Origin of the sequence: Phenylobacterium sp. RIFCSPHIGHO2_01_FULL_69_31 (assembly GCF_001824475.1) — a bacterium.
Lineage (GTDB): Bacteria > Pseudomonadota > Alphaproteobacteria > Caulobacterales > Caulobacteraceae > Phenylobacterium.
In genome coordinates, this window is the sequence record NZ_MHXN01000033.1 from 95677 (window position 1) to 108864 (window position 13188).

At 70.9% G+C, this 13188-nt stretch carries 11 protein-coding genes; 8 read left to right on the plus strand and 3 right to left on the minus strand.

The features are described from left to right. Positions 1-23: 23 nt before the first annotated feature. The 5 genes from A2790_RS17985 to A2790_RS18005 all read left to right on the plus strand — a co-directional run bounded on the left by A2790_RS17985 (position 24) and on the right by A2790_RS18005 (position 4951). Complete coding sequence (locus A2790_RS17985) at positions 24-2936, plus strand: bifunctional [glutamine synthetase] adenylyltransferase/[glutamine synthetase]-adenylyl-L-tyrosine phosphorylase (protein WP_293394416.1); 2913 nt, start codon at positions 24-26, stop codon at positions 2934-2936. A gap of 66 nt (positions 2937-3002) precedes the next feature. After that, positions 3003-3452: an EF-hand domain-containing protein gene (locus A2790_RS17990; RefSeq protein ID WP_293394419.1), complete on the plus strand. Its 450-nt coding sequence runs from the start codon at positions 3003-3005 to the stop codon at positions 3450-3452. Between the two features lie 56 nt (positions 3453-3508). Next, positions 3509-4036 carry an RNA polymerase sigma factor gene (locus tag A2790_RS17995; RefSeq protein WP_293394422.1) on the plus strand — a complete coding sequence of 176 codons (528 nt, stop codon included), beginning with the start codon at positions 3509-3511 and terminating at the stop codon, positions 4034-4036. After that, positions 4026-4448 carry a hypothetical protein gene (locus A2790_RS18000; RefSeq protein WP_293394425.1) on the plus strand — a complete coding sequence of 141 codons (423 nt, stop codon included), beginning with the start codon at positions 4026-4028 and terminating at the stop codon, positions 4446-4448. The genes A2790_RS17995 and A2790_RS18000 overlap by 11 nt, the downstream gene beginning before the upstream one ends. Beyond that, a complete protein-coding gene (locus A2790_RS18005; protein WP_293394428.1) occupies positions 4448-4951 on the plus strand; it encodes a periplasmic heavy metal sensor in 504 nt (167 codons plus the stop codon). The genes A2790_RS18000 and A2790_RS18005 overlap by 1 nt, the downstream gene beginning before the upstream one ends. Here the strand turns inward: A2790_RS18005 and A2790_RS18010 are convergent. Beyond that, a complete protein-coding gene (locus A2790_RS18010; protein WP_293394431.1) occupies positions 4898-6691 on the minus strand; it encodes an ATP-binding protein in 1794 nt (597 codons plus the stop codon). The two genes, A2790_RS18005 and A2790_RS18010, sit on opposite strands and share 54 nt — an antisense overlap. Before the next feature lie 162 nt (positions 6692-6853). Continuing rightward, a complete protein-coding gene (pepN, locus tag A2790_RS18015) occupies positions 6854-9469 on the minus strand; it encodes an aminopeptidase N (RefSeq protein WP_293394434.1) in 2616 nt (871 codons plus the stop codon). Between the two features lie 133 nt (positions 9470-9602). Here pepN and A2790_RS18020 point away from each other — a divergent pair, with 133 nt between their 5' ends. Continuing rightward, on the plus strand, positions 9603-9797 hold the full coding sequence (locus A2790_RS18020) for a hypothetical protein (protein WP_293394436.1): 195 nt from the start codon (positions 9603-9605) through the stop codon (positions 9795-9797). 52 nt (positions 9798-9849) lie between these two features. Here A2790_RS18020 and A2790_RS18025 read toward each other — a convergent pair whose 3' ends face one another. Further along, positions 9850-10488: a hypothetical protein gene (locus A2790_RS18025; RefSeq protein WP_293394438.1), complete on the minus strand. Its 639-nt coding sequence runs from the start codon at positions 10486-10488 to the stop codon at positions 9850-9852. A 260-nt stretch (positions 10489-10748) separates the two neighbouring features. On the opposite strand from A2790_RS18025, the gene A2790_RS18030 reads away from it, so the two are divergent. Together A2790_RS18030 and A2790_RS18035 are read left to right on the plus strand one after the other, a co-directional pair. Then, positions 10749-11870 (plus strand): acyl-CoA dehydrogenase family protein, encoded by a 1122-nt coding sequence (locus tag A2790_RS18030; protein WP_293394440.1) that lies wholly within the window; start codon positions 10749-10751, stop codon positions 11868-11870. A gap of 12 nt (positions 11871-11882) precedes the next feature. Further along, positions 11883-13118, plus strand: a complete 1236-nt coding sequence (locus tag A2790_RS18035; RefSeq protein ID WP_293394442.1) for an acyl-CoA dehydrogenase family protein — start codon at positions 11883-11885, stop codon at positions 13116-13118. Positions 13119-13188 lie beyond the last annotated feature (70 nt).

The following is a 13188-nucleotide window of genomic DNA, read 5'->3' on the forward strand; positions in this document are numbered from 1 at the left end:
CCGACGTCCTGATGATGGGTGACATGAGTCCCGACGGAACCGGAACGCAACGCCTGGCCGCCCGCCTACAGCCCTGCGGCCCCCTGCTCGACGCCAAGGCTGCCGAACGGCTGCGCGGCGTCGTGGCCAACCGGATCTGGACGCCAGAGCTGGATCAGGCGTGGCCGGCGCTGGCGCCGGTGTTCGGCGCATCGCCCTATCTCGCGGGTCTCGCCCGGCGCGACCCCGAGCGCCTGGCCGCGCTGCTGGCGGACGATCCCGAGGCCCGGCTGGCTGACATCCTGGCCCGCACCGCGGCCGTGGCCGATGTGCTGCCCGAAGCGGCCCAGGCTCCGCTGCGGCTGCTCAAGCAGGAGCTTCACCTGCTGACCGCCCTCGCCGACCTGGGCGGGGTCTGGGACCTGGACCAGGTAACCTCGGCGCTCACCCGCTTCGCCGACGCCGCGGTGACGGCGGCGCTGACCTCGGCCGCGCGCGGCGAGCTGGAGGCCGGCCGCCTGGCCCGCCTCGGCGAGGGCGACGGCGGGCCCGTGCCGGGCTGGTTCTGCATCGCCATGGGCAAGCAGGGCGCCTACGAGCTGAACTATTCCAGCGACATCGACGTCTCGGTCTTCTTCGAGCCGGAGCCGCTGGCCGAGGTGGTCGCCGAGGGCGTCGAACTGCAGGCCTTCGCGGTGCGGCTGACCCAGCGGGTGTCGGACCTGATGCAGGCGCGGACGCCCGACGGCTACGTCTTCCGCATGGACCTGCGGCTGCGTCCCGACCCGTCCTCGACGCCGCCGGCGGTGCCGGTGCCCGCCGCGCTCGAATACTATGAGACCGTCGGCCAGAACTGGGAGCGCGCCGCCTTCATCAAGGCCCGCGCCTGCGCCGGCGACATGGCCGCGGCGGAGCGCTTCCTGGCCGAGCTCTCGCCCTACATCTGGCGCAAGAATCTCGATTTCGCGGCCATCGCCGACATCCACTCGATCAAGCGCCAGATCCACGCCCACAAGGTCGACGAGCGGGTGTCGGCCAAGGGCGTCGACCTGAAGCTGGGCCGGGGCGGCATTCGCGAGATCGAGTTCTACGTCCAGACCCAGCAACTGATCCTGGGCGGCCGCCACCCGGAGCTGCGCAGTTCCCGGACCTTGGACGCGCTTGCCGCCCTGGCGCAGGCCGGCCACGTCACCCGGGCGACCGCCGCGGAACTCACGGACGCCTACCGACGCCTGCGCGCCGTCGAGCATCGGATCCAGATGCTGGAAGACGAGCAAACCCACAAGCTGCCCGAGTCCGACGTCGACCGCCGCCGGGTGGCCGCGCTGTCCGGCCCCGCGCCGCTCCGCAGTTTCGACGCCGAGATCACCCGCACCCTGAAGGCGGTGAACGCCCGTTACGCCGAACTCTTCCCGGACGAGGAGCCCCTGTCGTCGCGCTTCGGCAGCCTGGTGTTCACCGGCGTCGACGACGATCCGGAGACGCTGGCCACCATCGGCCGCATGGGCTTCTCCAACCCGGCCCGCGTGTCGCAGACCATCCGCGCGTGGCACCATGGCCACGTGGCGGCCACCCGCACCGAGCGCGGCCGCGAGCTGTTCACCCGTTTGGCGCCGCGCCTGCTGGAGGCCGCGCACGCCACCGGCGCGCCGGACGTCGCTTTCAACCGGTTCTGCGACTTCTTCGGCGGCATTAGCAGCGGGGTGCAACTGCAGTCGCTGTTCCTGGCCCAGCCGAAGCTGTTCGAGCTGGTGGTCCAGGTGCTGGCCTTCGCGCCGAAGCTGGCGAACACCCTGGCCCGTCGCCCTGCGGCCATCGACGCCATGGTGGACCCCGACTTCTTCAGCGAGATCGAGATCGCCGCCGAGCGCGCGGACATGCAAAGTGCCGTCGCCCGGGCCGGCGGCTTCGAGGCGGCCATGGACGTGGTTCGCCGCCTCCACCGCGAACAGGCTTTCCGGGTCGGCGTCCAGGTCATGAGCGGCGCGGCGACCGCCGAGGCGGCTGGGCGCGCCTTCGCCGACCTCGCGGACCTGTGCATCGAGAGCCTGGCGCCCGCCGCCCTGGCCGAGACCACCCGCCTCGGTGGCGAGTTTGCGGGCGAGGTGGCGGTGGTCGCCCTGGGCAAGTGCGGGTCGCGGGAGATGAGCGCCTCGTCCGACCTGGACCTGATGACCCTCTACCGCGCCACCGACCCGGCCGCCGCCTCCGCCGTGAAGGGCTGGGACGCCTCGGCGTTCTATGGCCGCTTCACCCAGCGGCTGATCGCAGCCCTGTCGAGCCCCACGGCCGAGGGGCAGCTCTACGAAGTGGATATGCAGCTTCGCCCGTCCGGCACCAAGGGACCGGTGGCGGTGAGCTTCGCGGCGTTCGACCACTACTACGAGGGCGAGGCCGAGACCTGGGAGCTGCTGGCGCTCACCCGCGCGCGGGTCGCGTGGGCCACGTCCCCCGCGTTCGCCGCCGACGCGCAGGCGGCCATCGAGGCGGCGCTGCGCCGGCCGCGCGACCCGAAGAAGACGGCGCGCGACGTGCGCGACATGCGCAAGCTGCTGGAAGAGGAGCGTCCGCCCAAGGGCGACTGGGACCTGAAGCTCTCGCCAGGCGGGCTGGTCGACATCGAGTTCGCCGCCCAGTTCCTGCAGCTCGTCCACGCCGCGGACGGCGGGCCCCTGTCGCCCAACACCGCCGAAGCGCTGGCGGCGCTCGGGGCCGCCGGTCTGGCCGCGCCGGAGCCGCTGGAAGCCCTGCAGAGCGCCTGGCGGCTGCAGCAGAACCTGACCCAGCTCCTGAAGGTGGCCCTCGACGACAATCCCGATCCCGGCCAGGAACCCAAGGCCTTCCAGGCCCTCCTGGCCCGGGCCGGCGAAGCGAAGACGCTCAAGGCGCTGCAGACGCGGTTGAAGGCGGCGCAGGCAGCGGCGCGGACCGCCTACCTGGCGGTGGTGAAAGCTTGAGCGACGGAATGAGCGCCGCGCGGCGTGGAACAGTTCGGGGCCCAGTAGTCGAACTCCCGAGGACACATGAACCGCATCCTTCTCGCCGCCGCCGCCGCCGCCCTGATGGCGAGCGCCGTGCACGCCCAGCCGATGGGCCAACGCCAGCCGCCGAACCCCGACGCCAACGGCGACGGCAAGGTGACACTCGCCGAGTTCAAGGCGGCGGGCGCTGAACGCCACACCCGCATGTTCGCCCGCATGGACGCGAACAAGGACGGCAAGATCACCCAGGCCGAGGTCGACGCCGCCCCAAAGCCGGGACACACCGCCGGGCACAAGGGTGGGAAGGGCGGTCAACGGGGCGGCATGGTCACGCGGATGGACCTCAACAAGGACGGCGCTGTCACTGAGGCCGAGCTGACCGCGATGACCGAGCGCCGCTTCCAGATGGCGGACAGCAACAAGGATGGGTGGCTCTCGAAGGAGGAGTTGCCCATGATGCGGCAACGGCGTGGCGGTCCCGGCGCTCAATAAGACCGCCGCCGCCCCAGGCGAGGTCAGGCTTGCGGGATCCCGACGAGGAGCTCGTGTTGCGTGTCGCGGCGGGCGATCCCGCCGCGGTGCGCGCCCTCGTCGCGCGCAAGCTGCCGCGCCTGCTGTCCTTGACCGGCCGCATGCTGGGGGACAGCGGCGAGGCCGAGGATGTCGCCCAGGAGACGTTCCTGCGGGTCTGGAAGCACGCGCCGAAGTGGACGCCGGGCGCCGCCCGCTTCGACACCTGGCTGCACCGCGTGGCGCTGAATCTCTGCTATGACCGACTGCGGCGCCGGCGGGAGATGGCCTTCGCGGAGCCGCCGGAGCGGGTGGACGAGGGCCCAGGCCCGGATCGTGGCCTCCAGGCGTCGGACACAGGCCGCCGCGTGGCCCAGGCGCTTCAGGCCTTGCCGGAACGCCAGCGCGAGGCCGTCGTGCTCTGCCACTACCAAGAGCTCGGCAACATCGAGACTGCCGCGGTGATGGGGATAAGCGTCGAGGCGGTGGAAAGCCTGCTGGGTCGCGGCCGCCGGGCCTTGCGAGCGGCGCTGGCGGACCTGAAGGAGGGACGGGATGACTCCTGATCGTTTCGAGGCCCTTGCGGAGGCCTATGGCGGCGACGTCGCCCGCTGGCCCGAGGTCGAGCGCGAGGCCGCATCCGAGGTGATGGCGTCCCGGCCCGCGTGGACGCGCGATGTCCTGGCGCGCGCTGCGGATCTGGACGCCCTGTTGGACACGTTCGAACGGCCGCACGGCTCGGCTGGTCTTGCGGCGCGCATCGCTGCCGGCGCGCCACGTCCGCGCCCGCGGCGGTGGGCCGACTGGCTGCTGCCCGCGGGCATGGGCGTGGGACTGGCCGCCGCCTGTGCGGCGGGGATTGTGGCGGGCGCGCAGTTCCATGCCTCACCATCCACCCCGGCTGCGTCAGATGCGGACGCTCTGGTGACGGCGGTGAGCGACGACGACTTCAGCCTCTATCTGGACGAGGACGCTTGATGGACCGTCGGATCCTGCTCGGCGCCCTGTTCGCATCCGTGGCGCTCAACGTGTTCATCGGCGGCGCCTTCGTCGGCGCGCAGCTGCAGAAAGCCAGGACGCCGCCGGCGGCCGCGGCGATGGAGCCGGCCTCCGTTCAGCGTAACCCGGTCACAGCGGCCATCAGGACCCTGCCGCCCGAGCGCCAGGCGGCATGGCGCGACGGCGGGCCGGAGCATGCCCGCACCTATGGCCCCAAGGCGCGCGAGGCGCGGCGGCTGGCACGCGAGGCGATGCGGTCGTTCGAGGAGGAGCCCTTCGACAGGGACGCCGCGGTCGCTCGGCTGGCGCGGGCGCGGGGGCTGGAGCACGAGGTGCGGGAGGCCATGGACCGGCGGCTGGTGGATTTCGCCGCCACCCTTCCGCCGGATGAGCGGAGACAACTGGGGCAGGCCCTGGCCCGACCGCGCCTAGGCCGCGGCGGCGCCGGCCAGGACCGCCGGGGCGCTCTGCCGGACCGGTAGCGCAAAGCTGGCGACCGTGCCCTGGCCGGGCGCGCTCTTCAGGTCCAGCAGGCCGCCGTGCATCTCGACCAGGGACTTGGTGAGCGCCAGGCCGAGGCCGGTGCCCTGGGTGGTCTTGGAGTGCTGGCTCTCCACCTGTTCGAAGGGGCGGGCCAGCCGCTCCAGGTCCTGGGGCGAGATGCCGATGCCCGTGTCCTGGACGCTGATCCGCACCCGCTCGCCCAGCGGGTCGTCGCGCCGCTCGCCGCGGACGGTCACCCGCCCGCCGCGGGGGGTGAACTTGATGGCGTTGGAGAGCAGGTTCAGCAGCACCTGCTTCACGGCCCGGTGGTCGGCCTCGACGTCGGGCAGGTCGACGAAGTCCAGGATGAGGTTCAGGCCGGCCGCCTCGGCGCGGTTGCGGACCAGGCGCAGGGCGTCCTCGGCGATCTCTTCCAGGCAGACCGGCTCGAACCGCAGGGTCAGCTTGCCGGCCTCGATCTTGGACATGTCGAGGATGTCGTTGATCAGGGCCAGCAGGTGCTGGCCGGAGCTGAGGATGTCGCGGCAGTAGTCGCGGTAGCGGCTGTCGCCCAGCGGGCCGTACATCTCGCCGGCCATGATCTCGGAGAAGCCGTTGATGGCGTTCAGCGGCGTGCGCAGTTCGTGGCTCATGTTGGCCAGGAATTCGCTCTTGGCCTGGCTGGCGCCCTCGGCGCGGATCTTCTCGGCCTCGTACTTGCGAGCCAGTTCGGAGAGCTGTTCCTGGCTCTGTTCCAGGTTGATGACCGCGCGGCGGAGCTCCTCCTCCTTGATCCGGCGGGCCTCTTCCTGGGTCTTCAGCACGGTGATGTCGGCCGCGGTGACGACCAGGCCGCCCTCGGCGGTGGGACGCTCGGAGATCTGCACCCAACGGCCGTCCGACAGCTCGGCCTCGCGCACGCCGCGGCGGCCGCCCGGCGCCGGATACTCCTGGCGGATGGCCAGGCGGGCGGCGCGCTCGACCTGCTCGCGGCCGACGCCCGCCTTCAGGATCTCGGCGTCGAGCTGGAAGTAGCTGCGGAAGTTCTTGTTGCACATCACGAGACGGCCGTTGCGATCCCAGAGGACGAAGGCCTCGGAGGTGCTTTCGATGGCGTCGCGCAGCCGGCTCTCGGCGGACTGGGCCCGGGCCTGGGCCAGGCGTTCCTCGGTGACGTCCAGGGCGACGCCGATGATCCGGGCGAAGCCGCCCTCGGGGCTGTCGCCGAAGCCGCGGCCGCGGAAGTCGATCCAGACCGGACGGGCGCCGGCGATCGGCGGCACCCGGAACGAGACGTCGAAGTCGCCGTAGATGGCGGCGGTCGACAGCGCCTCGCGCATGTCGTCGCGGTGGCCGGGCGCCACGCGGTCCAGCACCTGCTGGCCGTCGACCAGGCCGCTGCGCCAGCCGAACAGCGAGGCGGTGACCTCGGACATGAAGATCTTGTCGGCCGCCAGGTCCCATTCCCAGATGCCGCAGCGCGCGGCCTCCACGGCCATGCGGAAGCGCTGCTCGGAATCGATCCGGGCGGCCTGCACCCGGTCGACGCGGCGCATCTCCTGGATCAGCAGGACGCCGAGGGTGATGGCGGCGGCGATGGCGGAGACCAGCCAGATGGCCAGCTCGAGCCGGCCCGGGGCGAAGAGCCAGATCCGCAGCAGCGCCAGGACGCCCATCAGACCCAGCGCGACCACGACCGAGAGGATCGCCGGCCGCGAGTAGCGGGGCGATCCGGGCACGCGACTGCGACCGCGCCTTTCGGGCGTCACGCCTGCGAGATTCTGCCCCCCGCGTCCGGCCAAGGCCGCCGCTCCCTCCGTCTCCCGCCGTCCGGCGCACCGAACCGACGCGGAAGTCTAAGCTGATCCGCCGCCCGCGGTCATCGCGGGCAATCGTCGCAATCAGTCGAGTGCGCGGGTGGCCAATTCGTAAACGTTCTTCGACAAGCCCTCGACCGCGACAATCCGTTCAAGCTCGGCCTTCATCAGTTTGCCCAGGTCCGGGCGGAGCCGCTTCCAGCCGCCGAGGGGGTCCACGAGGCGCGCGGCGGTCATCGGGTTGAACCGGTCCACGGCGATGATCTGGTCGGCCAGGAACCGGTAGCCGGCGCCGCTGGGGTCGTGGAACCGGGCCGGATTGAAGTTGGCGAAGCTGGAGACCAGGGCCCGCAGGCGGTTCGGGTTCTGCACGTCGAACGCCGGGTGGGCGGTCAGGCCGAGGATGCGGCCCAGCGCCTCTTCGCTGGGGTCGCGCGCCTGGACGGCGAACCACTTGTCGATCACCAGCGGCTCGGCTTTCCAGCGGTTGTAGAAGTCGGCCAGGGCCTCATCGTACAGCGGCCCGCCGATCAGCATCAGCGCGTTCAGGCCGCCGATCATGTCGGTCATGTTCACCGAGGCGCGGTAGTGGCCGTGGGCGATGTCGGCGACCTCGCTTCGCGGGTTGGCGGCCATCAGCTCCAGGGCCGCGTTGCGCAGGGCCCGGCGTCCGGCGCCGGCGGCGTCGGGGGAGAACTCGCCGAGGTCCTGCAGGCCGGTGTGGATGTGGCGCAGCTCGCCGTCCAGGTGGAGCGCCAGGCGCAGGCGAAGGGCGTCCCGGGCCTCGTGGATTGCGGCCGGGTCCACCGGGCTGCGCAGCAGCGCCAGGTCGTTCTCGGACGGCAGGGCGAGCAGCAGGGCCTTGAACGCGGGGTCGGACGCCTGGTCCACCAGGGCGCGGCCGACGGCCTCGGCATAGCGTTCCTCGCCCACCTCGTTCGGCTTGCCCGCCGCGCGGCTGAGGATCAAGTCCGCGGCCAGATCCTGGCCGGCTTCCCAGCGGTTGAACAGGTCGGGGTCCGAGGCGAGCTGGACGTAGCGCGCCTTCGGCTCGGCGTCGGTCGTCAGCACCACCGGGGCCGAGAAGCCGCGCAGGGCGGAGACCACCGGGTTTGAGTCGACGCCGGTGAGGGTGACCTTGAGCTCCGGCTTGTCGAGGACGATGACCGTCTCGTCGAGGGCCTGGCCGTCGCGCTCGAAGGCCAGGGTGCGGCCTTCGTGGTCCAACAGGCCCACCGTCACCGGGATCGGCACCGGCCGCTTGTCGGGCTGGCCGTTGGTGGGCGGGTTGGCCTGGGTTAGGGTCAGTTCGAGCGACCGGGCGGCCTCGTCGTAGCGGCCGGCCACCGAGACCCGGGGGGTGCCCGCCTGTTCGTACCAGGCGAAGAAGTCCGACAGGTCGCGGCCCGAGACCTCGGCGAAGCATTCGATGAACGCCTCGACGGTGGTGGCGTGGCCGTCCCAGCGGTCGAAGTAGAGGTCCATCCCCTTTCGGAACGCCTCGGCCCCGATCAGGGTCTTCAGCATGCCGATGACCTCGGAGCCCTTCTCGTAGATCGTCGCGGTGTAGAAGTTCTCGATCTTCATGTAGGCCGAAGGGCGCACGGGGTGGGCGAGGGGGCCCTGGTCCTCGGCGAACTGGCGCATGCGCAGGGCCTTCACGGCCTTGATGCGGGCCACGGCCTCGCCGCGCATGTCGGCGCAGAAGCCCTGCTCGCGGAAGACGGTCAGGCCCTCCTTCAGGCAGAGCTGGAACCAGTCGCGGCAGGTGATGCGGTTGCCGGTCCAGTTGTGGAAGTACTCGTGGGCGACCACGGCCTCGATACGCTCGTAGTCCACGTCGGTGGCGGTGGCCGGGTCGGCCAGCAGGAGCGAGGAGTTGAAGACGTTCAGCCCCTTGTTCTCCATGGCCCCGAAGTTGAAGTCGCGGACCGCCACGATCATGAAGAGGTCCAGGTCGTATTCGCGGCCGTAGGCCTCCTCGTCCCACTTCATGGAGCGCTTCAGGGCGTCCATGGCGTAGGCGGCGCGCGGCGCCATGCCGGGGTCGACGTAGATCCGCAGGTCGACGACACGCCCGCTCATGGTGGTGAGGGTGTCCTCCAGCACGTCCAGTTCGCCGCCCACCAGGGCGAAGAGGTAGCTGGGCTTGGGGAAGGGGTCGTTCCAGACCGCGAAGTGGCGCCCGCCGGGCAGGTCGCCCTTGTCGATCAGGTTGCCGTTGGCCAGCAGGTGGCGGACCTTTTTGTCGGCCTCGATGCGGACCGTGTACCTGGACAGCACGTCCGGCCGGTCGGGCCAGAAGGTGATCTTGCGGAAGCCCTCGGACTCGCACTGGGTGCAGTAGCGGCCCCCGGACATGTAGAGGCCTTCCAGCGCCTTGTTGTTCTCCGGGTCGATCTCGACCTCGGTCTCCAGGGTGAAGGCGTCCGGCGCGCCGGGGATGGTCAGGAACTCATCGTCGATGGTGTGCTCGGCGGCGGTCAGCGTGCGGCCGTCGATCGCCACGGAGAGGGGCTTCAGACGCTCGCCGTTGAACACCAGCGGATCGGTATGGTCGCCGTTGCGGCGCACCGAGAGCTTGGCCTTCACCCGGGTGGTATTGGGCGCCAGGTCGAAGGTCAGGTGGATCTCGTCCACCAGGAACGCGGGCGGACGGTACTCGGAAAGGCGGATGGGCTGGGGCGTGTCGGTGCGCATCCGCTCATCTAGGCGTCCCACTTAGGCGGCGCCAAGGCATCGGCGCGCAACTTTCGCCGCGCCCGGGCTCGACGGCGGAGAGAACCATGTTATCCCATGCAACAGTTGTTGCGTGTCGCGTGGGGCCGGAGCGTTGCAGAGTTACAGGATCTATCACGTCGGGCCCGGCGGACGGCTGCGTGTCGGCGACACCGTCCTCGCCGCCGGGGACGACGATGCGGTGATCAAGGCCCGTCCACTGCTGTCGCCGGGAGAGGCCGCCGAGCTGTGGCAAGGCGGCCGAAGGGCCGGCCGTTTCTCCAAGGCGCACCAGTTCGACCCCGGGTGAAGGGGGGCCGGGTCGCTCTATCGATGTCGCGAGGGGCGGGCCTGGCCGCGGGTCAGGCGGAATCCAGGCGGGCCGGTCGATCGCCGTCATCGGCGTCCTCGTCCGGGTCCTCCGGCCGGAGGGCCTCGGGCGGCGGATCGGGCAGGTCGCGCCAAGCGCGGGCGGCGACTTCGGGAAGGCGAAGGCTCCGGCAGACCCGGACCACATGCTCGTCGAAGGGCTCGACGGTCCAGGCGCCGTCCTCGACCGTGAGGCCGAAGGTGTTGTCGCGGACGCCGAGCGCCAGCCGCTCTTCCAGCAGGTCGAAGTAGTAGCCGGCTTCGTCCGGATCGTCCGCGTCCAATGGCTCGTGCTCGGACCAGATCACCCGCTGCACGGGCGCGCGCAGGGCGTCCCGGCGCTCGGCGATGCGGTGTGGGTCGCGGCGCGGCGTCGGCGGCGGCGCCGCGGGCGGCGGCGGGTTCTCGCGGGCGTCACGCCCGCGGTCGCGCTTGATGCGGGCATGCAGCGCCAGGCTCTGGCGGGTGGAGCGGGCGATGCGCTGGTAGGCCCGCGAGAGCTCGACCATTTCGGCCGCATCGTCGGTGTTCATGGCGCAGGTATGCAGGTGCTGCGCGAGCGCGAAGTCCATGGCGGCCAGCTTGGCCAGCATGGCTTCCGCGGCGTCGATATCGGGCAGCGTGGCGTCCATGCCGGGAGTGAAACACGCCGCTGCGTCAGATGCGGACGCAGCAGGAATCAAATCTCACCCCACAGGGCGGAGCGCACCGGCCCTAGACAAGCCAACCGGGCCCGGACGGCCGAAAAGCCCGCGTCGACGATCGCTGCACCTCGCGGGGCTTCGCGGGCCGCCCCCTGCCTGACGCGAGGTCACGCTTTTCTTGCCCGGCCAGGGCGCGCAATGCTTGGCCGGAGCGAAACGCCAGACCGGGAATCCGGCAGGACAGGGCCATGAATTTCGATTTTTCCGACGACCAGAAGTTCCTGAAGAACGAGGCGCGCAAGTTCCTGGAGGCGAACTGCCCCACGAGCCGGGTGCGCAAGGTGCTGGACGACGAGGCCAAGGCCTATGACGAGGGCCTGTGGACGGCGGTGGCCGGGCAGGGGTGGCTGGGCGCGGCGATCCCGGAGGAACACGGCGGGCTGGGCCTGGGGCACATCGAGCTCTGCGCCATCGCCGAGGAGCTGGGCCGGGTGGTCGCGCCGATCCCCTTCGCCTCGACGGTCTATTTCCTGGCCGAGGCGGTGATGCTGGCGGGCAGCGAGGCGCAGAAGGCGGCGCTGCTGCCGAAGATCGCGGCGGGCGAGGTCATCGGCTGCGTGGCGACCTCGGAAGGGCCGGGCGTGCTGACCGCGGCCGGGCTGCAGGCCACCGTGTCCGGCGGCAAGCTCTCGGGCGTGAAGCTGCCGGTGACTGACGGCGACATCGCCACCCACGCCCTGGTGTTGGCCAAGGAGAACGGCCAGGCGGGCCTGTTCCTGGTCGACCTGTCGGCCAAGGAAGGCGTGACGCGCGAGCCGCTGCAGACCCTGGATCCCACGCGCGATGCGGCGAAGCTGACTTTCAGCGGCGCCGCGGCCGAGCGGCTGGGCGCCGCGGGCGAAGGGTTCTCCCTTCTGGAGCAGGTGACGGACCGGGCGGCGGTGCTGCTGGCGTTCGAACAATGCGGCGGCGCCGACCGCTGCCTGGAAATGGCCAAGGCCTATGCGCTGGAGCGCTATGCGTTCGGGCGGGTCATCGCGAGCTACCAGGCGATCAAGCACAAGCTGGCCGACATGTACGTGAAGAATGAGCTGGCGCGCTCGAACGCCTACTACGGGGCCTGGGCGCTGAACACCAATGCGCCGGAGCTGCCGGTGGCGGCCAGCGCGGCGCGGATCGCGGCCAGCGAGGCGTTCTGGTTCGGGGCCAAGGAGAACATCCAGACCCACGGCGGGATCGGCTTCACCTGGGAAGTGGACGCCCACCTCTACTACCGTCGCTCGCGCCAGCTGGGCCTGGTGGCCGGGGCGCCGCGGGTCTGGAAGGAGCGGCTGGTCAGCCAACTCGAACGCAAGAACATGGCCGCCTAGGGAGATACGGAAATGGACTTCAACGACTCCCCCGAAGAAGCCGCCTATCGGGCCCAGGTCCGCGCCTGGCTCGAAGCCAACGCGCCGAAGACCCGCGAGGGCGAGGCCGACGACCTGGAGGGCGGCGGCTCGTCGATGGCCGCGTCCAAGGCCTGGCAGGCCAAGAAGGCGGCCGCCGGCTATGCCCAGATCACCTGGCCCAAGGCCTGGGGCGGGCCGGGCGGCACCCCGATCCAGCAGGTGATCTTCAACGCCGAGGAGGCGCGCTATCCCGTGCCGCCGAACCCGTTCCAGATCGGCCTTGGCATGTGCGTGCCGACCGTGATGGCGTTCGCGGACGAGGAGACCAAGAAGCGGTTCGTGGGCCCGGCCCTGCGCGGCGAAGAGATCTGGTGCCAACTGTTCTCCGAGCCCTCCGGCGGTTCGGATGTGGCGGCGGCGCGGACCCGCGCAGTGCGGGCGCCGGACGGTTCGGGCGACTGGATCATCGACGGCCAGAAGGTGTGGACGACGGGAGCGCAGTTCTCGAGCTTCGGCATCGTCGTCACCCGGACCGACCCCGAGGCGCCCAAGCACAAGGGCATGACCATGTTCTGGGTCGACATGAGCGATCCGGGGATCGAGGTGCGGCCGATCCACCAGATGTCGGGCGGGTCGGGCTTCAACGAAGTGTTCTTCACGAACGTCCGGGTGAAGGACAGCCAGCGGCTTGGGGCGGTGAACGACGGCTGGAAGGTCAGCCTCGTCACGCTGATGAACGAGCGGCTGGCGGTGGGGGGGCCATCAGGGGCGGGCTGGAGCCAGTTCCTGGAGGCCGCGCGCGGGATCACCGGGATGGACGGCCGGCCGGCCCTCAAGGACCAGGCGGTGCGCGAGAAGCTGGCCGACTGGTACGTGCAGACCAAGGGCCTGGAGCACACCCGCAACCGCACCATGACGGCGCTCAGCCGCGGCCAGACGCCGGGGCCGGAGAGCTCGATCGGCAAGGTGGTCAGCGCCATGCAGATGCAGGAGCTGGGCAATGCGGCGGTGGAGCTGCTGGATCAGTACGGGATCATCAACGACCCGGCCCTGTCGCCGCTGCAGGGCGCGTTCCACGCCTCGCTGATGAGCGCGCCGGGCCTGCGGATCGCCGGCGGCACGGACGAGATCCTGAAGAACATCATCGCCGAGCGGGTCCTGGGCCTGCCGGGCGACATCCGCGTCGACAAGGACGTGGCGTTCAAGGACCTGCCGACCGGGCGGTGAGGCGGGTGTCTTAGGGGTTGTTGGGGGGCTGAGGCGATCGGCGGTTTCTCCTCACCCGTAGGGGGAGGGG